Source organism: Pseudomonas sp. GL-B-19 (genome assembly GCF_019956415.1).
GTDB lineage: Bacteria > Pseudomonadota > Gammaproteobacteria > Pseudomonadales > Pseudomonadaceae > Aquipseudomonas.
Map to the genome: position 1 here is coordinate 44,500 of NZ_JAHBDK010000011.1, position 21,818 is coordinate 66,317.

A 21,818-nucleotide genomic window follows, 5' to 3' on the forward strand; every position below is an offset into this window, starting at 1 on the left:
TGCTGCGGTTAACGCTGGATTTCGCGGTCGCGATCCAGTGAGTAAGGCAGGTCGAGCAAGTTCAGGGCTGGTCCTTCGAGAGTGCCGAGATGAATGTCACCACCCTCAGCTGCTTCGGCTTGCAGCACGGCCAGGAGTTCAATGTGTTGTTCCGCGTTGGCCGCCAGGACCACTTCGCCGATGGAACTGCCATGGGACGGGGAAAACAGCGGTGTGCCGGGGGCGGGCAGTGCGCTGGCATCGAGGGTCAGACGATACAAGCGGCGCTTGAGTTTGCCCAGGTACTGCATGCGCGCGACGATTTCCTGGCCGGTGTAGCAGCCTTTCTTGAAGCTCACGCCACCGACGGCTTGCAGATTGAGCATCTGCGGGATGAACAGTTCACGTGTCTCTGGCATGACCTGACCGATCCCTGCGCGGATCTGGCCCAGTAGCCATTGGTTCAGATTGCCTTCGGGCAACATGGCGGTCAGCTTGCCTTTGATGGCATCGGCCTGATCAGCGGCGACCCACAGTTCAGCGCGATCCGGTGAAACGCGGATGGCGATCAGACCTTCATGACGCACGACACTGTCGGTGTCTGCCAGCAACTCAAGACCGAGGCTGCTCAGCGCGGCATCGCCATGATCAAGGCCGAAGCGGACCCAGGCGACGCTTTCGTCGGTCAGTTTGGATTTGGAGAACACGGCGTACTTTTTCAGGTCCGCCAACTGCGGTTCCAGCAGCTCGGTGGCCATCGCCATCAAAACGCCGTCGCCTTCCAGCAGAATGCGGAAACTCGACTGCATCCGGCCTTTTTGCGTGCAACGGGCGCCCAGACTGGCCTGGGTATCGCTCAGGTAATTGAGGTTGCAGGTCAATTGGCCTTGCAGGAATTTGCCGGCATCCGCGCCGCGGACCGCGAGAACGCCTTCGTGAGACAGGGTGCAGAAAAAAGCAGAGTCGGCCATGGGTCATCGCAGGGTAAAGAGTCTGGGGGACATCATAAGGGGGCGACCATGAAATGGGTAGTTCACAAAAGGTCGGCAGTGCCCGACCAAAGCTGACTGTTCGACGCTGCCCGGGGCTGTATACTTGCCGCCTATTTGAGGAGCGCTCCATGGTCGAAGATGTTGAACTGAATCGCCTCTACTGGCACAGCCGCCGCGGCATGCTTGAGCTGGACGTATTGCTGGTGCCGTTTGTAAAAGAGGTCTACCCGCACCTCAATGATGTCGACCGCGATTGCTACCGCAAGCTGCTTGAGTGCGAAGATCAGGACATGTTCGGCTGGTTCATGGAACGCGCCGAATCCGAAGATCCGGAGCTTCAGCGCATGGTTCGCATGATCCTGGATCGTGTCCAGCCCAAGTAATACGTTCGAATGCCGCTGGCATGCCTCTCGGCAGTTGCTGGCGGCGTATCTCCTGGCCCAGCTATTCGCGTTGGGTTCGTTGTTTCTTCTGTCTATACCGGTCTGGGCCAGTCTGCTCGGCGCTTTTTGCTGTCTGGCGCATGGCGTTTGGGTATTGCCGCGTCAGGTTTTGCTGACACACCCACAGGCATTTCGCGGCTTGCGACGCGACGCCGAGGGTTGGCAGTTATGGAATCAGGCGCAGGGTTGGCAGCCGGTGCAGCTGCGCCCGGACAGCCTCGCGCTGCCATTGATCGTGGTGCTACGGTTTCGCCTGCGCGGCGAACGGCGGGTCAGATCGATCTGCGTACCCCACGACTCTCAGGCGGCGGATGTGCACCGACGCCTGCGGGTTCGACTTGCGTTCAGTCGACGTAGGTGGGCGGCACCAGAATAGTGTCCAGGGCAACCGGGAGCATATTGGGGTAGTCGAGGGTGTAATGCAGGCCCCGGCTTTCCTTGCGCTCCATGGCGGACTGGATCATCAGTTCTGCTACCTGAGCCAGGTTGCGCAACTCGATCAAATCGCGGCTGACCTTATAGTTGCTGTAGAACTCATCGATTTCGTCCAGCAACAGCTGCACACGGTGCTGGGCCCGTTGCAAGCGTTTGTTGGTGCGCACGATACCGACGTAGTCCCACATGAATCGCCGCAGTTCGTCCCAGTTGTGCGCAATGATCACGTCTTCATCGGAATCGGTGACTTGGCTCGCATCCCAAATGGGCAGCGCGACTGGCATTGGCACGTGCGGCAGCTGTTCAATAATGTCCGCCGCCGCTGAACGGGCGTAGACGAAACACTCCAGCAGCGAGTTGCTGGCCATGCGGTTGGCGCCGTGCAGGCCGGTGAAACTGGTTTCGCCAATGGCATACAGCCCTGGCACGTCGGTGCGGCCGTTCTGATCGACCATCACGCCACCGCAGGTGTAGTGCGCCGCCGGAACCACCGGGATCGGCTGCTTGGTAATGTCGATGGAAAACTCGAGGCAGCGTTCGTACACCGTTGGAAAGTGCGACTTGATGAACGCTTCGGATTTGTGGCTGATGTCCAGATAGACACAGTCGACACCCAAGCGCTTCATTTCATGGTCGATGGCCCGGGCAACAATGTCCCGTGGCGCCAGCTCTGCGCGCGGGTCAAAGCGCTGCATGAACCGTTCACCGTTAGGCAGCTTCAAGTGTGCACCTTCGCCGCGCAGGGCTTCGGTGACCAGGAAGCTTTTTGCCTGTGGGTGGTAAAGGCAGGTGGGGTGGAACTGGTTGAACTCCAGATTCGCTACCCGGCAGCCCGAACGCCAGGCCATGGCGATGCCATCACCGCAGGCGCCGTCCGGGTTGCTGGTATAGAGGTAGACTTTGGCCGCGCCACCGGATGCGAGGATGACGAAGCGTGCGCCGTAGGTGTCGACTTCGCCGGTCCCGCGATTGAGTACATAAGCGCCAAGGCAGCGGTCGCCTTCCAGACCCAGACGTTTTTCGGTGATCAGGTCCACCGCGACGCGCTGTTCCAGCAATTCGATATTAGGCCGTTGTTTTGCCTGGGCCAGCAATGTTCTGAATATCGCGGCGCCCGTGGCATCGGCCGCATGAATGATGCGCCGATGGCTGTGGCCGCCTTCGCGGGTCAGGTGAAACTCGAACCCGCCGTCTTCGGTGCCGGATTGTTCATCGCGGGTAAACGGCACACCTTGGTCGATCAGCCATTGGATCGCTTCTTTGCTGTGTTCGACGGTAAAACGAACAGCGTCTTCATGGCACAGGCCGCCGCCGGCATTGAGGGTGTCATCGACGTGAGACTCGACGGTGTCGGCGTCATCCAGAACGGCTGCGACGCCGCCCTGGGCCCAGAAAGTCGAGCCATTGGCGAGGTCGCCTTTGCTCAGTACCGCGATGCGCAAATGATCGGGCAAGGTCAGCGCAAGACTCAAACCGGCAGCACCGCTGCCAATCACCAGAACATCATGTTGAAACTGTTGGCTCATTTCAGGATTCCGCTCAAAGCGACCCGGGTCGGGGTTGGCGCATGACTGCTGGAACGGCGAGTCAGTCGGCCACACAGCCCACTAGTATATAGAGGGGGGGCGCGGCACAATACCCGAGCGCCTATGGCATTGTGAAACTACTGTGACGGGAAATACCCGACGCTTCGTCGGATGGTTTTTTGGTCGAATCGACGACAAGACGACTGTATCGTCGATTTAACAGTATTTTTCTATTCACGGTTGCACAATCTCGGTGCCGTCCATTTATAAATATGGAACTTTTGCCAAAGGCCCAAGATCAATAGACGGTTGCCAGATTCAAGGGACAGTGTCGGCTTCAGGGCAGGATCTGTAGTTTGATCCTTGCTGGCGAATCCGATGACAAGATTATTCGCGCAGCCGGGTAAACCGCGCTGCGCTTTTCGTGCGTGCCAAATCAGAGCCCGCAGGAAACTTGCTTGGAGGGGGAGAACTTTTGCGAAAAGCCCGAGTCTATGTTTGCAAGTCTGGTCGTTCAGTTATGCAAGCCTCCTCCGAGCTTATCGAGGAGTGTTCATGCTAACCCAGGAAGAGGATCAGCAGCTGGTCGAGCGCGTTCAACGTGGCGACAAGCGAGCTTTCGATCTGCTAGTGCTGAAATACCAGCACAAAATTCTCGGGTTGATCGTGCGTTTCGTGCACGACACCCATGAAGCCCAGGATGTGGCGCAGGAAGCCTTTATCAAGGCGTACCGAGCGCTTGGAAATTTTCGCGGAGACAGCGCGTTTTACACGTGGCTTTACCGCATCGCCATCAACACGGCGAAAAACTATCTGGTTTCACGCGGTCGTCGGCCGCCGGATAGTGATGTCAGTTCCGAGGATGCAGAGTTCTACGATGGCGATCATGGCCTCAAGGATCTCGAGTCGCCAGAACGTGCGTTGCTGCGGGATGAGATCGAAGGCACCGTCCATCGAACCATTCAGCAACTGCCAGAAGATTTGCGTACGGCTTTAACTTTACGTGAATTTGATGGTCTGAGTTACGAGGACATTGCGGCAGTCATGCAGTGTCCGGTGGGTACCGTGCGCTCCCGGATCTTCCGCGCTCGGGAAGCCATCGATAAAGCCCTGCAGCCGTTGTTGCAGGAAAACTGAGACAGCGGCGATAGCCAAGAGAGGAACGCCATGAGTCGTGAAGCCCTGCAGGAATCGCTGTCCGCAGTGATGGATAACGAAGCGGATGAACTGGAATTGCGTCGGGTATTAAATGCCTTGGACGATGTTGAAACCCGTGAAACCTGGGCTCGTTACCAAATCGCTCGGGCAGTCATGCACAAGGACTTGCTGCTTCCACGCCTGGATATCGCTGCGGCAGTGTCTGCTGCGCTGGCCGACGAAGCTGTGCCGGCAAAAGCCTCCCGTGGTCCATGGCGCAGCCTGGGTCGTCTGGCAGTTGCCGCTTCGGTCACACTTGCTGTACTGGCTGGCGTTCGTTTGTACAATCAGGACGAGATCGCTGGTGTCGAACTGGCTCAGCAATCCAATCAACCAGGTCTGGCCGCTCCTCAGGTTAAAGGCCCAGCTGTATTAGCAGGCTACAATGAGAGTTCGGATGCCACTGGCCCTATGGCCAACGGCGTTTTGCAAGGTCAGCCAGGCTGGCACGATCAGCGTCTGCCAAGCTACTTGCGCCAACATGCTCAACAGGCTGCATTAAAAGGCACTGAAAGTGCGCTGCCATATGCTCGTGCAGCAAGCCTGGAAAACCGTTAAGGAGGATCATGCGCTCCATACCTCTACTTTCGCTTCTACTCGCAGGCTGGTTTGTTGTTCCAGCCCACGCTGATGAGGCCCAGGATTGGTTGACCCGTCTGGGTCAGGCCGAGCAGCAGCAAAGCTTTCACGGTACTTTCGTTTACGAGCGTAACGGTAGTTTTTCTACCCATAACATCTGGCATCGCGTCCAGGATGGCAAAGTCCGCGAGCGTTTACTCCAGCTCGATGGCTCAGCACAGGAAGTCGTGCGCATTGATGGGCATACTCAATGCGTCAGCGGCACCCTGATAGCAGGACTGGGTGATTCGCCCAATTCTGCTGCTCGTGCACTGGATCCACAAAAGTTAAAGAATTGGTATGACCTTGCCGTCATCGGCAAGTCGCGTGTGGCTGGGCGTGCGGCAGTGATTGTTTCGCTGACGCCACGTGATCAGCACCGATACGGTTTTGAGCTTCATCTGGATAAAGAAACCGGCCTGCCGCTCAAGTCATTGTTGCTCAATGACAAAGGGCAGTTGCTGGAGCGATTCCAGTTTACGCAATTGGATACCACCAAGGTGCCGTCTGACAGCGACTTGCAGGCAGGCGACGATTGCAAGGCCGTCACTCTCGACAGTGACAAGGCTTCCGCCATTAAAACGGCTCAAGTCTGGCATTCGGACTGGTTGCCACCTGGTTTCGAGTTGACCAGCAGCAGCGCTCGCAAGGACCCGCAGACCAAAGCTCAGGTCAACAGTCTGATGTATGACGACGGTCTGACGCGTTTCTCGGTATTCCTTGAACCATTGAATGGCGCAACTGTGACGGACACCCGCACACAGTTGGGACCCACTGTCGCTGTATCCCGGCGCCTGACCACGCCTCAAGGCGAAATGATGGTGACCGTGGTCGGTGAGATCCCGATAGGCACTGCTGAACGGATTGCGCTGTCGATGCGCACCGATGCCACTGCAACCAAGTAGTGAGTGAATGTCGAAATGTTTGGTGAACATTTCAATTTGCAAACAATCCTGAATTTTTCTATAGGTTAGAGTTTCACGGCTCTAGCCTTGTTTTGTTGTTTCCGGAACAAAAATACCGGCGTATTGTTCCCGGTGTCCCTTGCTCCATATCGCTCAACCATGCTCGTCGTAACGGGAGCCGTATGTCGATACCACGCTTTAAGTCCTACCTCGCCATTTTTTCCACCGTGCTGATACTTGGTCAGGCGGTCACTGCTCAAGCAGCCGAGTTGCCGGATTTCACCCATATCGTCGAGCAGGCCTCGCCTGCCGTGGTGAACATCAGTACCACACAGAAACTGCCTGACCGCAAAGTGTCCGGGCAAATGCCGGACCTTGAAGGCTTGCCGCCAGCACTGCGCGAGTTCTTTGAAAGGGGCATGCCTCAACAACCGCGTTCGCCACGCGGTGATCGCCAGCGAGAAGCTCAGTCCCTGGGCTCGGGTTTCATCATCTCGCCTGATGGTTATATCCTGACCAACAACCATGTGATTGCCGATGCCGACGAAATCCTCGTGCGTCTCGCTGATCGCAGTGAACTGAAAGCCAAACTGGTCGGCACCGATCCGCGCTCCGACGTGGCGCTGCTGAAGATCGAAGGCAAGGACCTGCCGGTTCTCAAACTCGGTAAATCCCAGGACCTGAAAGCCGGTCAGTGGGTCGTCGCCATCGGTTCGCCGTTTGGTTTCGACCACACCGTGACCCAAGGCATCATCAGCGCCATCGGGCGCAGCCTGCCGAACGAAAACTATGTGCCGTTCATCCAGACCGACGTGCCGATCAATCCGGGTAACTCCGGTGGTCCGCTGTTCAACCTGAATGGCGAAGTGGTCGGGATCAACTCGCAGATCTACACCCGCTCCGGTGGCTTCATGGGCGTATCGTTCGCGATCCCTATCGACGTCGCCATGGATGTTTCCAATCAACTGAAAGATGGCGGCAAAGTCAGCCGTGGCTGGTTGGGCGTGGTGATTCAGGAAGTGAACAAGGACCTGGCCGAGTCGTTTGGTCTTGAGAAACCGGCCGGTGCACTGGTGGCTCAGATCCAGGACGACGGCCCGGCTGCCAAGGGTGGTCTGCAAGTCGGCGACGTCATTCTGAGCATGAACGGCCAGCCGATCATCATGTCAGCCGATTTGCCACACCTGGTGGGCGCGCTGAAGGCGGGCTCCAAGGCCAATCTTGAAGTGATTCGTGAAGGCAAGCGCAAGAATGTCGAGCTAACGGTTGGCGCGATTCCTGACGAAGAAAAAGAAATGGATACGATGCCTAAATCGGGCGTTGAAATCAGCAGTAATCGTTTGGGTGTCTCCGTCGCCGAGCTTTCCGATGAGCAGAAGAAAACCTACGACCTCAAAGGTGGTGTGGTGATCAAGGAAGTTCAGGAAGGCCCTGCATCGCTGATTGGTTTGCAGCCAGGTGATATCATCACTCACCTGAACAACCAGGCCATCGGCTCGAGCAAGGAGTTCACCGACATTGCCAAGGCACTGCCGAAGAACCGTTCGGTTTCGATGCGGGTTCTGCGCCAAGGTCGTGCCAGCTTCATCACCTTCAAACTGGCTGATTAATCCGGTTGTTGGCTGAATAAAAAAACCGCCTCGAAAGAGGCGGTTTTTTTGTGTCCGGCTTTTGAAGCTGAAAGTCAGCCCATCATGTCCTTGATCATGCGCTCCTGTTCCATCAGCTCACGTTGACGTGCATCGATGCGCGAAGACAGAGGGAAGTTGCTGCCGGCCTTACGTTTGGCGAAATCCAGTTGCTGGATGGCCTGGCGAAAGTCGCCGACCAACGCAAAGTACTCCGCGCGAGCCTGATGCAAGCCGATGATGTTGCCCGACAGGCCGCGAGTCTCGGCCACCTGATACCACACGTCGGGATCGTCAGGACGCGACTTGAGCAGACCTTCCAGTGCCTTTTCAGCATCGGCGGTGCGGTCCTGTTTCAGCAGCAAATCGACACGTATCTGATTGAGCGGATAGTTACCGGGGTACTGAGTGAGCATCCGGTCGACGCGAGATTGAGCATCCGGCAGACGATTGTTGGTCATGTCCAGATCGATCTGCGCCAGGTTATAGATGATCTCGTTCGGCGATTTTGCCAACAGCAGCTTGAGGTTCTCCCGAGCCTCATTCAACCGGCCTCCCTTGATTTGGGCAATCGCCAAACCATAGCGTGCGACATCATTTTTCGGGTTTTCATCAAGCAAGGCACGGAAGCGCTTGGCGCCCAGGCCGGGGGTTTCTTCATAGAACAACTGGACTCGTGCACGAATCAGCTGATAACGCATGGTGTCTTCGATGCCACCCGGTGGGGCCTGTTCGGCGCGGTTGCGGGTGTCGGCGATCCGCGACTCGGTAACCGGGTGAGTCATCAAAAATTCCGGCGGTTTGGCGTCGAAGCGGTACTGGCGCGCCAAGCGCTCGAACATGCTCGGCATCGAGCGTGGGTCGTAACCGGCTTTTTCCATATTTACAATGCCGATGCGGTCGGCTTCCTGTTCGTTCTGACGCGAGAAACGCCGTTGCTCCTGAATGGCCGCCGCTTGAGTACCCGCAATGGCCGCAATCCCGGCATTGCCGCCACCGGCTGCCGCAATCACGATCCCGGTCAACAGGGCGGCCATCATCGGTACTTGCATGCGCTGCTGGGCTTCAATGCCACGGGCAAAGTGGCGTTGCGACAAGTGAGCCAGTTCGTGAGCCAGCACCGACGCGTATTCGCCCTCGGTCTGCGCATTGAGGAACAAGCCGCCGTTGACCCCGACAATCCCGCCCGGCGCCGCAAAGGCGTTGAGTTGCGGGCTGTTGATCAGGATGAATTCCAGTCGCCGGTCACTCACCTGGCTGGTTTCCACCAATCGGTAAACGCTGGATTCGACGTAATCCTTGAGTTGTGGATCGTTGAGTTGCGCAACCTGGCTGCGCAACAGTGCCAGCCAGGCACGGCCCAACTGGTATTCCTGTTGCGGCGAGACGATGGCAGAACTGGCGTCGCCAAGTGACGGCAGGTCGTCGGCAAAGCCAGGTGAGGCAAGCAGGCAAGCGAGCGTCAGCAGGGTAGGGCGCAAAAAAGTCATGCACAAAGCCTTAGTCGACAAAGTCCTTACTGTAGCCGGACACTGGGCTTGCGACCAGATATTCTAAGCCTCTCAACCACGTGCCCGGAGAGAAGTAATGACCGACGCTGTAGCCCATGACGCCGAACTGGACGCCAGCGGCCTGAATTGTCCGTTGCCGTTGCTCAAGGCCAAGCTGGAACTCAATCGCCTGGCCAGTGGCGCGGTGCTCAAGGTGATCGCCACGGATGCCGGTTCTCAGCGCGATTTCCGCACCTTTGCCCGATTGGCCGGTCATACGCTGCTTCGTGAAGAAGATGAGGCGGGTGTTTACCGCTACTGGTTAAAAAAAGCCTGAAACCTGCTGCGTTCGTTTCTAAGGATTATTGATGTTCAAAGTGTTACGCGACTGGATTCAGCGCTACTTTTCCGATGAAGAAGCCGTGGTACTGGCTGTGTTGCTGATTCTGGCATTCACCGCCGTACTCACCTTGGGCGGCATGCTTGCGCCGGTATTGGCCGGGATGGTGCTGGCGTATCTCATGCAGGGCCTGGTGGCCACCCTCGAACGCCTGCGCATGCCCGGTGGCGTGGCGGTGGGGCTGGTCTTCGCGCTGTTCATGGGCGCGCTGCTGGTCTTCTTGATTGTCGTGGTGCCGTTGCTCTGGCATCAATTGCTTACGCTGTTCAACGAGTTGCCCGGCATGCTCGCAAAATGGCAGTCGTTGTTATTGCTGTTGCCCGAGCGCTATCCGCATATGGTGTCTGATGAACAGGTATTGCAGTTCATCGAAGTGGCGCGCGGCGAAATCGGCAAGTTCGGGCAGTGGGCGCTGACGTTCTCGTTGTCGAGTCTGCCGCTGCTGGTGAACATCATGATCTACCTCGTTCTGGTGCCGATCCTGGTGTTCTTCTTTCTGAAAGATCGGGAAATGATCGGCCTGTGGGTACGCGGTTACCTGCCCCGTGAGCGGGCACTGATCACCCGAGTCGCTCACGAAATGAACCGGCAGATCGCCAATTACATTCGCGGCAAGGTCATCGAGATTTTCATCTGCGGTGGTGTGACCTATATCGGCTTCGTCGTTCTGGGGCTTAACTACGCGGCGCTGCTGGCCTTGTTGGTGGGCGTGTCGGTGGTGGTGCCGTACGTCGGTACCGTGGTGGTGACCGTGCCGGTCATGCTGATTGCGCTGTTCCAATGGGGCTGGAGCGATCAGTTCATCTACTTGATGGCGGTCTACGGGATTATTCAAGTGCTGGACGGCAACGTGCTAGTGCCATTGCTGTTCTCGGAGGCGGTCAACCTGCACCCGGTCGCGATTATTTGTGCGGTGCTGTTGTTTGGCGGGTTGTGGGGGTTTTGGGGGGTGTTCTTTGCGATTCCGCTGGCGACGCTGTTCAAGGCCGTGCTGGATGCTTGGCCGCGCAAGGAGCCGGAAGTCGCGCCGCTGCTTTAAGCATCATTCTGGAAAATGAGGTGAGGCAAAGGGCCTCTTCGCGAGCAGGCTCGCTCCCACAGATGATTTGTGGTGAACACAAAACCAAGGTGGGACCGAGCCTGCTCGGGAAGGCGTCCGAACAGGCGCCGAAGAGATCAGACTTTGTTTAACGCCTGAGCAGCCGCCAATACCGCATCCACATGCCCCGGCACCTTCACGCCACGCCATTCCTGACACAACACACCGTTCTTGTCGATCAGGAATGTGCTGCGATCAACGCCCATGTATTCTTTGCCATACAGCTTTTTCAGCTTGATCACATCAAACAACTGGCAAAGCGCTTCTTCCTTGTCGCTGATCAGCTCAAAGGTGAACGCCTGCTTGGCCTTGAAGTTCTCATGGGACTTGAGGCTGTCACGGGATACGCCGAACACTTCGGTGTTGGCCGCTTTAAAAGCCTCAAGCTGATCGCGAAAGCCCTGGCCTTCAGTGGTGCAACCTGGCGTGCTGTCCTTAGGGTAGAAGTAAATCACCACCTGCTTGCCTTTAAGGCCCGCGAGGCTGACGGTCTGTCCATTGGTGGCGGGTGCTTCGAAGTCGGCGACCGGTTGGTCGATGGCAACGGCCATGAAAGCTTCCTTACATTGGGTTTTGTGGGCGCCACGGTTCGATCAGGGCATCCAGGTTCAGCGCGTCGGCGAAATCCAGGAACTGATCGCGCAGCCAGCTGATTTGCACGCCGGCCGGCAAGGTCACGGTAAACGTGGCGTTGAGCATGGTGCCGCCTGTCTGTGGCGCCTGATACGTGTCGCAGGTCAGGTTTTCCAGTTCGACGTTGTGGTCCATGAAGAACTGGCACAGTTCATTGATGATGTCCGAGCGATAGGCCGAACTGACATAAGCCACGTAAGGCAGCGCCTGAGGACGATTCTCCAGCGCCGCGCTACGCACCACGTTGACGGTGAATGCATGCTTTTTGGAGAGGCTCGGCAGGCTGCCTTCCAGGCGCGCCAGGGCGTCCCAGCTGCCGGAAATCTCGAGGATCAACGCACTGCACTCGCCATGACGGGTCAGGCGGGAAGTGACCACGGCGCAGCGATTTTCATGGCTGGCGCGGCACAGGACGTTAGTCAGCTCCATGGGGTTGGCGCCGAGGGCACTGATGACAAGGAATTGTTCGCGAACTGTGGGGGTGGACATGCAGCATTCCTAAAGCGATGAGCGGTCGATACGTCAAAAGGCTTTTTTCCGGGAACGAGCCTGCGGATGCGAATTCAGAAAACCCGAGCCACAAGGTTGCAACATGCTCCAGTGAGGCAGGAGCGAGGGGTGGCAACGCTGGATCGGGGCTTGTGATGCCGTAAATGGAGGCTGGAAACTGGCGTACGAGCTTATCAGTACCGATCAAAGTCTGAAGGGTAGCGAAAAGCAGCGCCAAGGGGAATGGCGGCAGCGCAGTACTTCGCTTGTACAAGCATCTTGGCGCCAGTACCATTACGGCTCTCTTTTTCCGGCAGGAGCGGTTGCATGATTGCGGGCAGTATGGTGGCACTGGTCACACCCATGGATGCACAAGGTAATCTCGACTGGGACAGCCTGAGCAAACTGGTGGACTTTCACCTGCAAAACGGCACCCACGCCATTGTGGCGGTCGGCACTACAGGTGAATCGGCCACCCTCGACGTGAACGAGCACATCGAAGTGATTCGTTACGTGGTCAAGCAGGTTGCAGGGCGCATTCCGGTGATCGCCGGGACTGGCGCGAACTCGACTCGCGAAGCTATCGAGCTGACCACCAATGCGAAGAACGCCGGTGCCGACGCTTGCCTGCTGGTGACTCCGTATTACAACAAGCCGACCCAGGAAGGCCTGTACCAGCACTTCAAGGCCATCGCCGAAGCTGTCGATATCCCGCAAATTCTCTACAACGTGCCCGGCCGTACAGCGTGCGACATGCTGACCGAAACCGTGATCCGCCTGTCGACCGTGAAAAACATCATCGGCATCAAGGAAGCCACCGGCGACCTGAGCCGTGCCAAGGCCATCATTGATGGTGTGAGTAAAGATTTCGTGGTGCTATCCGGTGACGACGCCACCGCAGTCGAGCTGATCCTGCTTGGCGGCAAAGGCAACATCTCGGTCACCGCCAACGTTGCGCCGCGCGACATGAGCGACCTGTGCAACGCTGCCCTGAAAGGCGACGCCGTGACCGCTCGCGCGATTCACGAAAAGCTGATGCCACTCAATAAAACCCTGTTTATCGAATCCAACCCTATTCCCGTGAAATGGGCTCTGCATGAAATGGGCTTGATGCCGGACGGTATCCGTCTGCCGCTCACCTGGCTCAGTGCTGCCTGTCACGAACCGCTGCGGCAGGCCATGCGCCAGTCCGGCGTACTGGTTTAATTGAGGAAGTACAACGCATGAAGCGAATGGCCGGACTTTCCGCACTTGCCTTGATTATCTCCAGCACAAGTGGCTGTGGATGGGTCTGGGGCCCGGAAGGTTATTTCCGTGACCGTGGTAGCGATTACCTGGAAGCGCAACAGACTCCACCGATGCAATTGCCAGCGAATATCACAGACGCCAAACGTCTGGACCCGCTGCTGCCGATCCCGCGTAACGTGGCTGATGACACCGCCAAGGGCGAATACGTCGTTCCTCGTCCACAGCCGTTGTCGGCGTCGGTCGATGCCAGTCCTTACTCCCTGCAGAAAGTCGGCGATTCGCGCTCGATCCTGGCGCAAAACCCACCGGCCGAAATCTGGCCAGTGGCTGTGCAGTTCTTCCAGGACAACGGTTTCCGTCTGGATGAACAGCGTCCGCAAACCGGTGAATTCACCACCACCTGGCAACATTCCGACGAACTGTCCGCCGCAATGGCCAAGCGCCTGAGCGCAGCCGGCGTGAGCACCGACAGCCAAACCCGCGTGCGGGTACGTGTCGAGCCGGGCGTGCAGCGCAACACCAGTGAAATCTATGTGGTCAGCGCCGAACGTCCTGCCGGCAGCACTGCCGACGTGGAGTTCACCAACCGTTCGCTCAACACCGGCCTGGACGCGGCACTGACCAACGACATGCTCGCGAGCATGAGCCGCATTTCGGAGAAGGGCGGTTCGGTCTCCATGCTGGCTTCGCGTGATTTCGATACACCAAGTCGTGTCAGCCTGAGCGAAGACGGTAGCGGCAACCCGGTTCTGAACGTCGGCACCGACCTGGATCGTGCCTGGTCGAGCGTCGGTCGTGCGCTGGAACAGGGCGAATGGCGCGTTGAAGACATCAACCGCAGCCTGGGCCTGTACTACATCAACTTGTCTGAAAAAGCCGAGAATAAAGACGATAAACCTGGTTTCTTAAGCAGCCTGTTCGGCACCGCGCCGAGCAAGGAAGAAGTGGAAGCCCGTGCCGAGCGTTATCAGGTTCGCCTGAGCAAGGTCGGCGAAAACGTCCAGGTCACCGTCGAGAAGAACATCAACACCGTTGCACCGGCAGACGTGGCGCGCAAAGTGTTGAGCGAGATTCAGGACAAACTGGGCTGATCACATGCGTTTTGCCGTTCTCGGCAGCGGTAGCCAAGGGAACGGCACGCTGATAGCCAGCGATGATACGTATGTGCTGGTGGATTGTGGTTTCTCCCTGCGAGAAACCGAAAAACGCCTGCTGCGTCTGGGTGTAAACCCGGCGCAGCTGAGCGCGATACTCGTGACCCACGAACATGCCGACCACGTGCATGGCGTGGGTTTGCTGTCTCGGCGCTACAATCTGCCTGTGTACCTCAGTCGCGGGACCCTGCGCGGGATGCGCAAACCGATTGAACCGGCTGGCCTGTTGGCCGGCGGCGAGCAACTGCAGATCGGCGCTCTGAGCATCGGTGTCATTGCCGTGGCCCATGATGCACAGGAGCCGACGCAATACGTCTTCAGCGACGGTGAGCGGCGCTTCGGCCTGTTGACCGACCTGGGCTCGTATTGCAACAAGGTGCTGGATGGCTATCGGGACCTCGATGCGTTGATGATCGAGTCCAACCATTGCCGTGACATGCTGGCTCGCGGTCATTACCCGTACTTTCTGAAGCAGCGGGTGGGCGGTGAATTGGGACATTTGAACAACCACCAGGCGGCATTCCTGGTGTCCGAGTTGGGCTGGCAAGGCCTGCAACACCTGGTCCTGGCCCATCTGAGCAGCAAGAACAACCTGCCGCAGCTGGCCCGGCAATGTTTTGTCGACACCCTCGGGTGCGATCCGGACTGGCTGCAACTGGCCGATCAAGATTCAGGGCTCGACTGGCGACACATCGCCTAGCCCACCTACTTAGCAAGCGGAGCCCATCATGGAAAAACGTGAAGAACTCTACCGCGGCAAAGCCAAATCGGTTTACAAGACCGACGACGCTAACCGCTTGATCCTGCTGTTTCGCAACGACACCTCGGCGTTCGACGGCAAGCGCATCGAGCAGCTCGACCGCAAAGGCATGGTGAACAACAAGTTCAATGCCTTCATCATGCAGAAACTCGAAGCCGCCGGCGTGCCGACGCAATTCGACAAACTGCTGGGCGACAATGAATGCCTGGTGAAAAAACTCGACATGATCCCGGTCGAGTGCGTTGTGCGTAACTACGCCGCCGGCAGCCTGGTCAAGCGCCTGGGCGTCGAAGAAGGCATGAAGCTCAATCCTTACACCTTCGAACTGTTCCTGAAGGACGACGCCAAGGGCGACCCGTTCATCAACGAATCCCACGTCGTGGCCTTCGGTTGGGGCACTGCCGAGCAACTGGTTCGCATGAAAGAACTGTCGCTCAAGGTCAACGAAGTCCTGAGCAAACTGTTCGACGACGCCGGCCTGCTGCTGGTCGACTTCAAACTCGAATTCGGCGTATTCCACGACGGCTCCATCGTCCTGGGCGACGAATTCAGCCCGGACGGTTGCCGCCTGTGGGACAAGGCCACCGGCAAGAAAATGGACAAGGACCGCTTCCGTCAGGGCCTCGGTGACGTCATCGAAGCCTACGAAGAAGTCGCCAATCGTCTGGGCGTACCGCTTTAATCGACGCAAGCATCTGATAGCACGGAAAAATTTCGCTTAGGGGGTTCGCTTCCTGCGAAAGTGTTGTTATGATGCGCGCCGTTGGAGAGATGCCAGAGTGGCCGAATGGGACGGATTCGAAATCCGTTGTACCTTCACCGGTACCTAGGGTTCGAATCCCTATCTCTCCGCCATTACATACAGAAAAAGCCCAGTTTTGCTGGGCTTTTTCGTATCTGTCTGTTTTGTTCCCCCATTTGTTCCCCCACGTTTGTTGTGCGTCAGCTCGAAGGCCCCTACAGCGATTTTTATTGTTGAGAATATAGCTGTACGGCAGCGTCACTTCTTTGTCGTTTGCGACAATGCCCATTTTTCTAAAAAACCTCCAATCCAGTTCTCAATGCGCAAGAGACCTTCACGCCAGCATCTTCTGCGACAAGGCACCAAAAAGACCTAACGTATGGGTAGGGCGTTTTGCGTGATGTAGATGACATTGCCGCTCCTCGAAATGCATAGGCTCTGCAATACTGATCCTGGTAAGTTTGGGTTTCTTAAAAGGCGAGCTTGGCTAGGCCTAGGCGCACGCTCGTCTTAAGCAAGTATGGATGACAGAATGGAAATAGCAGCCAAATGGGTTTGACTTTGCTGACGGAGTATCAGTGCCAGTACTACGCTTGGATGCTGACTCGGCGTGCAGCAAGCGACAGTGTGGAGTCGCTGGCGTCTACCCTGGTCGACTCTCAGGTCGATCTCAATCCCCACCAAGTGGACGCTGCGCTCTTTGCGTGCCGCAACCCACTCTCACGCGGTGTCATCCTTGCGGATGAAGTGGGGCTTGGTAAAACCATCGAAGCTGGATTGGTCATTTCTCAACGTTGGGCTGAGCGCAGTCGAAAGATTCTTATCATCGTGCCGGCCAACCTCCGCAAGCAGTGGCATCAGGAGCTACAGGACAAGTTCCATCTGCAAGGGGTGATTTTGGAGGCCAAGAATTACAACGTCCAGCGCAAGCAGGGAAACAACAATCCCTTCGTGCAGTCCGGCGGTCCTGTTATCTGTTCGTATCAGTTCGTTAAATCCAAGGCAGCCAATATCAAAGCGGTCGAATGGGATCTTGTTGTGATGGATGAGGCTCACCGACTGCGAAATGTCTACAAGTCAGGCAATGTCATCGCTAGAACGATTAAGGATTCGCTTGAGCATGTGCATCACAAAGTTCTACTGACTGCGACCCCACTGCAAAACTCCCTTTTGGAGTTGTATGGGTTGGTCAGCATGATTGACGACCGTATCTTTGGAGATGTCGAAAGCTTCCGTACTCAGTTTACTCAAGGGGGTAGAGAGCAGAGCTTTGCAGCGCTGCGCTACCGTATTGCGCCACTTTGCAAGCGCACTCTGCGCCGACAAGTGCAACAATACGTTTCTTACACGGCACGTAAGGCCATCGTTCAGGAGTTCACGCCTACCAACGAAGAGCAGTTTTTGTCATCGCTGGTGGCGGACTATTTACGCCGTCCCAATCTCTATGCCTTGCCTGATGGACAGCGCCAGCTGATCTCCTTGGTCCTTTGGAAACTGTTGGCTTCGTCCACACATGCGATTGCTGGCGCACTGGAGACTATGGCCAACCGTCTGCAGAAGCTGCTAGACGAAACTGATGATGTGCCAGATCTGGCAGGGGAGCTAGATGGCGACTTTGAAGTGCTTAATGAAACTGCAGATGAGTGGGATGAAGATAATTCCTCCGGTCAGTCTTCTTCGGAAAATTCCCGAGAAGCCATCCGAGTGGAAATTGCAGAGCTTCGCCATTTCAAGGAGCTGGCCAGCAATATTCGTGACAACTCAAAAGGAAGGGCGCTGCTGGTTGCGCTAGAAAAGGCATTTAGCGAGCTTGATCGATTAGGCGCGGCGAAAAAAGCCATAATCTTCACTGAATCAAAACGCACGCAGACTTACTTACTTTCTCTTTTGGTAAATACCTCTTATAGCGACGGCATTGTGCTTTTCAATGGTACTAACAGTGATGAAGGTGCTCAAAATATCTACAAGGAGTGGCTGAAAACACACGAAGGTAGTGATCGTATTTCTGGCTCAAAAACAGCCGATACTCGCGCCGCTTTGGTGGAGTACTTTAAGGAAAAAGGCACTATCATGATTGCCACCGAGGCAGGAGCGGAGGGCATCAACCTCCAGTTTTGTTCGTTGGTGATCAATTACGACTTGCCATGGAATCCGCAACGCATTGAGCAGCGAATTGGTCGCTGTCATCGGTATGGTCAAAAATTTGATGTGGTTGTTGTTAACTTTGTAGATCTCAGCAATGCCGCCGACGCTCGCGTATACCAGCTCTTGGCAGAGAAGTTCGAGTTGTTCGAGGGGGTATTTGGTGCAAGTGATGAAGTGCTTGGAGCCATTGGGTCAGGGGTGGATTTTGAGAGGCGCATTGCGGATATCTACCAGAACTGTAGAGAGCCGGAGGCTATTTATGCCAGCTTTACACAGCTGCAAGTTGATTTGTCCGGTGAGATCAACGAGGCGATGGTTAAAACTCGCCAGCTCTTACTGGAAAATTTCGATGAAGAAGTGCAGGAAAAACTAAGGATAAATGCCGAAGCAAGTCGTTCTACGCTAAATCGCTACGAACGTATGCTGATGGAAGTTACTCAGGCCGAACTTGCTCGGTACGCTGATTTTGATGATGAAGGATTTATTTTAAATAGACTGCCCGAATCTGATGTTGATGGCGTAGTACTGGGGCGTTACGAGCTGCCTCGACGTAGCGGGGAAGCTCACCTATATCGCCTTGGTCATCCCTTGGCTGAATGGGTGACTACGCAAGCCAAGGGGCGTCCTCTCGGTGAGGCCTGCCTTATTTTCGATTATACAGCCTACGGCAACACCATAAGTTCTTTGGTGCGATATCGCGGAAAGTCAGGCGTGCTCACGGTACTTCTGTTGACGGTAGAGGCGCTCGGTCAGCAAGAGCAACACTTACTTGTGTCAGCCGTCACAGTTGATGGCGAGGCGATGAATGATGATGTTCCCGAGAAGCTTCTGCGTATTCCAGCAGGTGTACATGCTTGGCTTCCTAGCGACGAGACACGTACTCAAATTAACTCGTTGCAGAATGATCTTCTTTTCCGCAAGGATGCGTTGTTGCGTAAAATTAATCATCGTAACCTGGGCTACTTTGAGCAAGAGGTCGAGAAGCTAGACTCTTGGGTGGACGACTTAAAGTTGGGTCTTGAACAAGAGATAAAAGTGGTCGATATCGATATTAAAGAAGTCCGTCGTACTGCAGCTATATCGACTACATTGGAAGAAAAGCTGGCGCACCAAAAGACGCAGCGCGAGCTAGAAGGAAAACGTAATAAGTTGAGGCGTGAGCTTTTTACGCGGCAGGACGAGATTGAGACTAAACGAAACGAATTGATTGAAATATTAGAGATCCAGCTGCAGCAGCAGGTTCAAGAGCAAACACTATTCACAGTGAAATGGAAGCTGTGTTGATGGTTTTACTAAAGTCACAGTATGCGGAAAGTATGCATATTGTTTTTTTAAATTCATTTGCTATTTTGTGTGTTTGTCTTTGCAATATTAAGACTTCAATGACAACTCAGATAGCTCGGCAGCCCTTGAGCGAAAACATCGCCTTGTCTTTTACTAATCCGTCTCGCAATCAGCAGGCCGATTGCTTTAAGCACTATGCGCCGCAATATGAGCGAAAATTATGCTGATCAAGTCTAAAAAATGGCGTTGCGTCGGATCTGAAAATCATTTGGTGGTCGAGGTGGTTTTCGATTCTCACGATATCAATGAGGCCACAAGTGTTGCTAATGCTAAAATGGATTTCATAAATGTACATAATCCAGGTGGCATTCAAAGAACATCTGAGGTTATTAAAAATAGAATAATTGCAGGTAAGCTTGCGGACTCAGCTGTGTTGGAGATGTTAAATCGATGTATAGGGGCTTGGGGATTAGGGTCGGTGTTTGCTGTTAGTGAATACGATAAGTCCAGGTCTGACAATTTCGAAAACCCCGACCCCTATGATCTTGAGTTACATAATAAAATTACGCAGGCTACGCAAAGTATTGAAGTTAGGTCTTCTTTTTGCTATAAATTGGCTCCGGTAGAGAAAATTTTAGAGAAGCTTTCTGTTTACGGATGGTATACATCAAAGAACAAGCCAATAGAGCCTCCTAGGGATTGGTATTTTCAGGTGGTTTATTATTTGCGGCCGAGAGATGTAGCTCAGGAAAACAGTTTAAAAATGAAGATATTTGAAGATCTTCTGGAAAGTGGTTCGGTTACAGGTTTTGTAGTCGGTGGCGCGAGCAAAGAGCTTTTGCACGAGCACGGCATTAATCGTTTAGATCAAGATGGTGCCTCATATCGTGCAATATCACCAATCTACCAGGCAAGTGATTGCAAGTTTATGCTCAACGCAGTGTTGCCAAGAAATAATCAGGTGTCTAAATGAAAAATAAGCTCGAACTTACTTGGGTTGGTAAAGAAAAGCGACCCAAGGTCGAGCCGCGAATTCTCATCGAGGATCAGGCAAGGTCGTATCATGCTAAGCAGCGAGTCTCGGATTTAGATATCTTCGATAATCGGCTAATATTTGGAGATAATCTACTCGCGTTGAAAGCACTTGAACAAGAGTTTTCAGGTCAGGTTAAGTGTGTTTTCATTGATCCTCCGTACAATACGGGTAGTGCGTTCACTCATTATGACGATGGTCTAGAGCACTCCGTTTGGCTGGGGCTAATGCGGGATCGGTTAGAGATTATAAAAAAATTACTTTCTGATGATGGTTCACTTTGGATCACTATTGATGATAATGAAGCGCACTACCTGAAGGTGCTGTGTGATGAGATTTTTGGGCGAAACAACTTTGTTTCAACGGTTATTTGGCAAAAAAAATACGCACCAAAGTCAGACTCCAAATATTTCTCTACCTCTCATGATTTTATTTTAGTATTCGCTAAGGATCTGAACAAATTCAACCTTGGGCGTCTCGCGAAGACGGAAAAGCAAACTGGGCGGTATACGAACCGAGATGCGGATCCTCGCGGCCCCTGGAAGGCAAGTGATGTGTTACGTAACGAAGCGAGAGATTACGCAATTTTCCCTGTGACTCTACCTTCTGGACGAGAGGTCTTTCCGCCTTCTGGCACTAGTTGGCGTTATACAAAAGAAAAATTTGCAGAGTTAATTGCGGATGACCGCATTTGGTTTGGGGTCAATGGGGACGCTAGACCAGCGTACAAAAGATTTCTTTCGGAAGTAACCGATACCATTCCGAGTACAACAATTTGGACTTATGACGAGGTCGGTCATAATGACGAAGCGAAAAAGGAGATGCGCTCAATCTTCGGCGAAATACTTTTTGATACTCCAAAACCGGAAAGGCTGTTGGAACGGGTTTTAGCTTTAGCAACGCAGCCGGGCGATTTAGTACTTGACTCCTTTGCGGGCTCAGGAACTACCGGGGCGGTAGCTCAAAAAATGGGTCGTCGCTGGATCATGGTCGAGCTTGGGGAGCACTGCCATACGCACGTGATCCCAAGATTGAAAAAGGTCATAGACGGGAATGATAAGGGCGGAATCACTGAGGCTGCTAATTGGGTTGGGGGGGGCGGGTTTCGCTATTACAAGCTTGCCCCTAGCCTAATTGTTGACGATCGTTGGGGTAACCCAGTGATCAATCCTGAATATAACGCTGATCAACTAGCTGAGGCTTTATCCAAGTTGGAGGGCTTCACCTACAAGCCATCCGAGTTCCACTGGTGGCAACATGGCTACTCTAGCGAGTGTGATTTTATTTATGTTACTACTCAGAATTTGTCAGCTGAGCAGTTACAGGTGCTTTCTGATGATGTGGGTACTGACCAAAGCCTTTTAGTTTGCTGTGCGGCCTTCCACGGTGTGACTGGTCTCAAGGCGTCTGAGCGCTGGCCAAATTTGACCTTGAAGAAGATTCCGAAAATGGTTCTGTCACGTTGCGAGTGGGGGCACGACGATTACAGTTTGAATGTGGCGAATCTACCGATGGCAGACGAGCCGATTCCGGAGCTAGAGGTAGTCCAAAAAACACTAGAAAAAATAGTTGTAGCACCTGTCCAGGGCGGCCTGTTTGGTGGTGATTGAGCATGAAT

The 21,818-nt window shown here is 54.7% G+C and carries 20 protein-coding genes and 1 tRNA gene; 16 read left to right on the forward strand and 5 right to left on the reverse strand.

Annotation, left to right across the window (positions count from 1 at the left end):
* Nucleotides 1-8: 8 nt before the first annotated feature.
* Nucleotides 9-950: a YgfZ/GcvT domain-containing protein gene (locus KGB06_RS01115; RefSeq protein ID WP_223511323.1), complete on the reverse strand. Its 942-nt coding sequence runs from the start codon at nucleotides 948-950 to the stop codon at nucleotides 9-11.
* A gap of 149 nt (nucleotides 951-1,099) precedes the next feature.
* On the opposite strand from KGB06_RS01115, the gene KGB06_RS01120 reads away from it, so the two are divergent.
* Nucleotides 1,100-1,354 (forward strand): succinate dehydrogenase assembly factor 2, encoded by a 255-nt coding sequence (locus KGB06_RS01120; protein WP_007944081.1) that lies wholly within the window; start codon nucleotides 1,100-1,102, stop codon nucleotides 1,352-1,354.
* On the forward strand, nucleotides 1,338-1,790 hold the full coding sequence (locus KGB06_RS01125; RefSeq protein ID WP_223511325.1) for a protein YgfX: 453 nt from the start codon (nucleotides 1,338-1,340) through the stop codon (nucleotides 1,788-1,790). The genes KGB06_RS01120 and KGB06_RS01125 overlap by 17 nt, the downstream gene beginning before the upstream one ends.
* Here KGB06_RS01125 and nadB read toward each other — a convergent pair.
* Nucleotides 1,759-3,375, reverse strand: coding sequence for an L-aspartate oxidase (gene nadB, locus KGB06_RS01130; protein ID WP_223511327.1), 1,617 nt, complete (start codon nucleotides 3,373-3,375; stop codon nucleotides 1,759-1,761). The genes KGB06_RS01125 and nadB overlap by 32 nt on opposite strands.
* A gap of 555 nt (nucleotides 3,376-3,930) precedes the next feature.
* On the opposite strand from nadB, the gene rpoE reads away from it, so the two are divergent.
* The 4 genes from rpoE (at nucleotide 3,931) to KGB06_RS01150 (ending at nucleotide 7,705) form a co-directional block, all read left to right on the forward strand.
* A complete protein-coding gene (gene rpoE / locus KGB06_RS01135; RefSeq protein WP_007944079.1) occupies nucleotides 3,931-4,512 on the forward strand; it encodes an RNA polymerase sigma factor RpoE in 582 nt (193 codons plus the stop codon).
* A gap of 30 nt (nucleotides 4,513-4,542) precedes the next feature.
* Nucleotides 4,543-5,130, forward strand: a complete 588-nt coding sequence (locus tag KGB06_RS01140; RefSeq protein ID WP_223511329.1) for a sigma-E factor negative regulatory protein — start codon at nucleotides 4,543-4,545, stop codon at nucleotides 5,128-5,130.
* 8 nt (nucleotides 5,131-5,138) lie between these two features.
* On the forward strand, nucleotides 5,139-6,095 hold the full coding sequence (locus tag KGB06_RS01145) for a MucB/RseB C-terminal domain-containing protein (RefSeq protein ID WP_223511330.1): 957 nt from the start codon (nucleotides 5,139-5,141) through the stop codon (nucleotides 6,093-6,095).
* A 182-nt stretch (nucleotides 6,096-6,277) separates the two neighbouring features.
* On the forward strand, nucleotides 6,278-7,705 hold the full coding sequence (locus KGB06_RS01150) for a DegQ family serine endoprotease (RefSeq protein ID WP_223511331.1): 1,428 nt from the start codon (nucleotides 6,278-6,280) through the stop codon (nucleotides 7,703-7,705).
* Nucleotides 7,706-7,779: 74 nt separating this feature from the next.
* On the opposite strand, the gene KGB06_RS01155 is transcribed toward KGB06_RS01150, so the two are convergent.
* Complete coding sequence (locus tag KGB06_RS01155) at nucleotides 7,780-9,213, reverse strand: M48 family metalloprotease (RefSeq protein WP_223511332.1); 1,434 nt, start codon at nucleotides 9,211-9,213, stop codon at nucleotides 7,780-7,782.
* A gap of 97 nt (nucleotides 9,214-9,310) precedes the next feature.
* Here KGB06_RS01155 and KGB06_RS01160 point away from each other — a divergent pair, with 97 nt between their 5' ends.
* Both KGB06_RS01160 and KGB06_RS01165 read left to right on the forward strand, forming a co-directional pair.
* Nucleotides 9,311-9,550 carry a sulfurtransferase TusA family protein gene (locus tag KGB06_RS01160; RefSeq protein ID WP_020300476.1) on the forward strand — a complete coding sequence of 80 codons (240 nt, stop codon included), beginning with the start codon at nucleotides 9,311-9,313 and terminating at the stop codon, nucleotides 9,548-9,550.
* A 31-nt stretch (nucleotides 9,551-9,581) separates the two neighbouring features.
* The gene (locus KGB06_RS01165; protein ID WP_223511333.1) at nucleotides 9,582-10,652 is read left to right on the forward strand and encodes an AI-2E family transporter; all 1,071 of its coding nucleotides are present in this window, start codon (nucleotides 9,582-9,584) and stop codon (nucleotides 10,650-10,652) included.
* Nucleotides 10,653-10,789: 137 nt separating this feature from the next.
* On the opposite strand, the gene KGB06_RS01170 is transcribed toward KGB06_RS01165, so the two are convergent.
* Both KGB06_RS01170 and KGB06_RS01175 read right to left on the reverse strand, forming a co-directional pair.
* The gene (locus KGB06_RS01170) at nucleotides 10,790-11,263 is read right to left on the reverse strand and encodes a peroxiredoxin (protein WP_223511334.1); all 474 of its coding nucleotides are present in this window, start codon (nucleotides 11,261-11,263) and stop codon (nucleotides 10,790-10,792) included.
* A gap of 10 nt (nucleotides 11,264-11,273) precedes the next feature.
* Entirely contained in the window at nucleotides 11,274-11,834 is a 561-nt protein-coding gene (locus tag KGB06_RS01175) for a glycine cleavage system protein R (RefSeq protein WP_027925530.1), read from the reverse strand.
* Nucleotides 11,835-12,161: 327 nt separating this feature from the next.
* Between KGB06_RS01175 and dapA the strand changes: the two genes are divergently transcribed.
* The 8 genes from dapA to KGB06_RS01215 all read left to right on the forward strand — a co-directional run bounded on the left by dapA (nucleotide 12,162) and on the right by KGB06_RS01215 (nucleotide 21,810).
* Complete coding sequence (dapA, locus tag KGB06_RS01180; protein WP_223511335.1) at nucleotides 12,162-13,040, forward strand: 4-hydroxy-tetrahydrodipicolinate synthase; 879 nt, start codon at nucleotides 12,162-12,164, stop codon at nucleotides 13,038-13,040.
* Nucleotides 13,041-13,057: 17 nt separating this feature from the next.
* Entirely contained in the window at nucleotides 13,058-14,173 is a 1,116-nt protein-coding gene (bamC, locus tag KGB06_RS01185; RefSeq protein ID WP_223511336.1) for an outer membrane protein assembly factor BamC, read from the forward strand.
* Between the two features lie 4 nt (nucleotides 14,174-14,177).
* Nucleotides 14,178-14,936 (forward strand): MBL fold metallo-hydrolase, encoded by a 759-nt coding sequence (locus KGB06_RS01190; protein WP_223511337.1) that lies wholly within the window; start codon nucleotides 14,178-14,180, stop codon nucleotides 14,934-14,936.
* Nucleotides 14,937-14,964: 28 nt separating this feature from the next.
* Complete coding sequence (purC, locus tag KGB06_RS01195; RefSeq protein ID WP_007944067.1) at nucleotides 14,965-15,678, forward strand: phosphoribosylaminoimidazolesuccinocarboxamide synthase; 714 nt, start codon at nucleotides 14,965-14,967, stop codon at nucleotides 15,676-15,678.
* Between the two features lie 83 nt (nucleotides 15,679-15,761).
* Nucleotides 15,762-15,851 (forward strand) — tRNA-Ser (locus KGB06_RS01200).
* Nucleotides 15,852-16,287: 436 nt separating this feature from the next.
* A complete protein-coding gene (locus KGB06_RS01205; RefSeq protein WP_223511338.1) occupies nucleotides 16,288-19,167 on the forward strand; it encodes an SNF2-related protein in 2,880 nt (959 codons plus the stop codon).
* A 220-nt stretch (nucleotides 19,168-19,387) separates the two neighbouring features.
* A complete protein-coding gene (locus tag KGB06_RS01210; protein WP_223511340.1) occupies nucleotides 19,388-20,140 on the forward strand; it encodes a hypothetical protein in 753 nt (250 codons plus the stop codon).
* Nucleotides 20,137-21,810 carry a site-specific DNA-methyltransferase gene (locus KGB06_RS01215; protein WP_223511341.1) on the forward strand — a complete coding sequence of 558 codons (1,674 nt, stop codon included), beginning with the start codon at nucleotides 20,137-20,139 and terminating at the stop codon, nucleotides 21,808-21,810. Before KGB06_RS01210 ends, KGB06_RS01215 begins: the two co-directional genes overlap by 4 nt.
* Nucleotides 21,811-21,818: the final 8 nt, after the last annotated feature.

What these genes read in the sequence shown, in the direction of transcription:
- KGB06_RS01175 (WP_027925530.1), bottom strand. Translation starts at nt 11,834, where the DNA reads ATGTCCACCCCCACAGTTCGCGAACAATTCCTTGTCATCAGTGCCCTC.
- KGB06_RS01170 (WP_223511334.1), bottom strand. Translation starts at nt 11,263, where the DNA reads ATGGCCGTTGCCATCGACCAACCGGTCGCCGACTTCGAAGCACCCGCC.
- KGB06_RS01160 (WP_020300476.1), top strand. Translation starts at nt 9,311, where the DNA reads ATGACCGACGCTGTAGCCCATGACGCCGAACTGGACGCCAGCGGCCTG.
- KGB06_RS01215 (WP_223511341.1), top strand. Translation starts at nt 20,137, where the DNA reads ATGAAAAATAAGCTCGAACTTACTTGGGTTGGTAAAGAAAAGCGACCC.
- KGB06_RS01145 (WP_223511330.1), top strand. Translation starts at nt 5,139, where the DNA reads ATGCGCTCCATACCTCTACTTTCGCTTCTACTCGCAGGCTGGTTTGTT.
- rpoE (WP_007944079.1), top strand. Translation starts at nt 3,931, where the DNA reads ATGCTAACCCAGGAAGAGGATCAGCAGCTGGTCGAGCGCGTTCAACGT.
- dapA (WP_223511335.1), top strand. Translation starts at nt 12,162, where the DNA reads ATGATTGCGGGCAGTATGGTGGCACTGGTCACACCCATGGATGCACAA.
- nadB (WP_223511327.1), bottom strand. Translation starts at nt 3,375, where the DNA reads ATGAGCCAACAGTTTCAACATGATGTTCTGGTGATTGGCAGCGGTGCT.
- KGB06_RS01140 (WP_223511329.1), top strand. Translation starts at nt 4,543, where the DNA reads ATGAGTCGTGAAGCCCTGCAGGAATCGCTGTCCGCAGTGATGGATAAC.
- KGB06_RS01150 (WP_223511331.1), top strand. Translation starts at nt 6,278, where the DNA reads ATGTCGATACCACGCTTTAAGTCCTACCTCGCCATTTTTTCCACCGTG.
- purC (WP_007944067.1), top strand. Translation starts at nt 14,965, where the DNA reads ATGGAAAAACGTGAAGAACTCTACCGCGGCAAAGCCAAATCGGTTTAC.
- KGB06_RS01165 (WP_223511333.1), top strand. Translation starts at nt 9,582, where the DNA reads ATGTTCAAAGTGTTACGCGACTGGATTCAGCGCTACTTTTCCGATGAA.
- KGB06_RS01120 (WP_007944081.1), top strand. Translation starts at nt 1,100, where the DNA reads ATGGTCGAAGATGTTGAACTGAATCGCCTCTACTGGCACAGCCGCCGC.
- KGB06_RS01190 (WP_223511337.1), top strand. Translation starts at nt 14,178, where the DNA reads ATGCGTTTTGCCGTTCTCGGCAGCGGTAGCCAAGGGAACGGCACGCTG.
- KGB06_RS01205 (WP_223511338.1), top strand. Translation starts at nt 16,288, where the DNA reads ATGGGTTTGACTTTGCTGACGGAGTATCAGTGCCAGTACTACGCTTGG.
- bamC (WP_223511336.1), top strand. Translation starts at nt 13,058, where the DNA reads ATGAAGCGAATGGCCGGACTTTCCGCACTTGCCTTGATTATCTCCAGC.
- KGB06_RS01210 (WP_223511340.1), top strand. Translation starts at nt 19,388, where the DNA reads ATGCTGATCAAGTCTAAAAAATGGCGTTGCGTCGGATCTGAAAATCAT.
- KGB06_RS01155 (WP_223511332.1), bottom strand. Translation starts at nt 9,213, where the DNA reads ATGACTTTTTTGCGCCCTACCCTGCTGACGCTCGCTTGCCTGCTTGCC.
- KGB06_RS01115 (WP_223511323.1), bottom strand. Translation starts at nt 950, where the DNA reads ATGGCCGACTCTGCTTTTTTCTGCACCCTGTCTCACGAAGGCGTTCTC.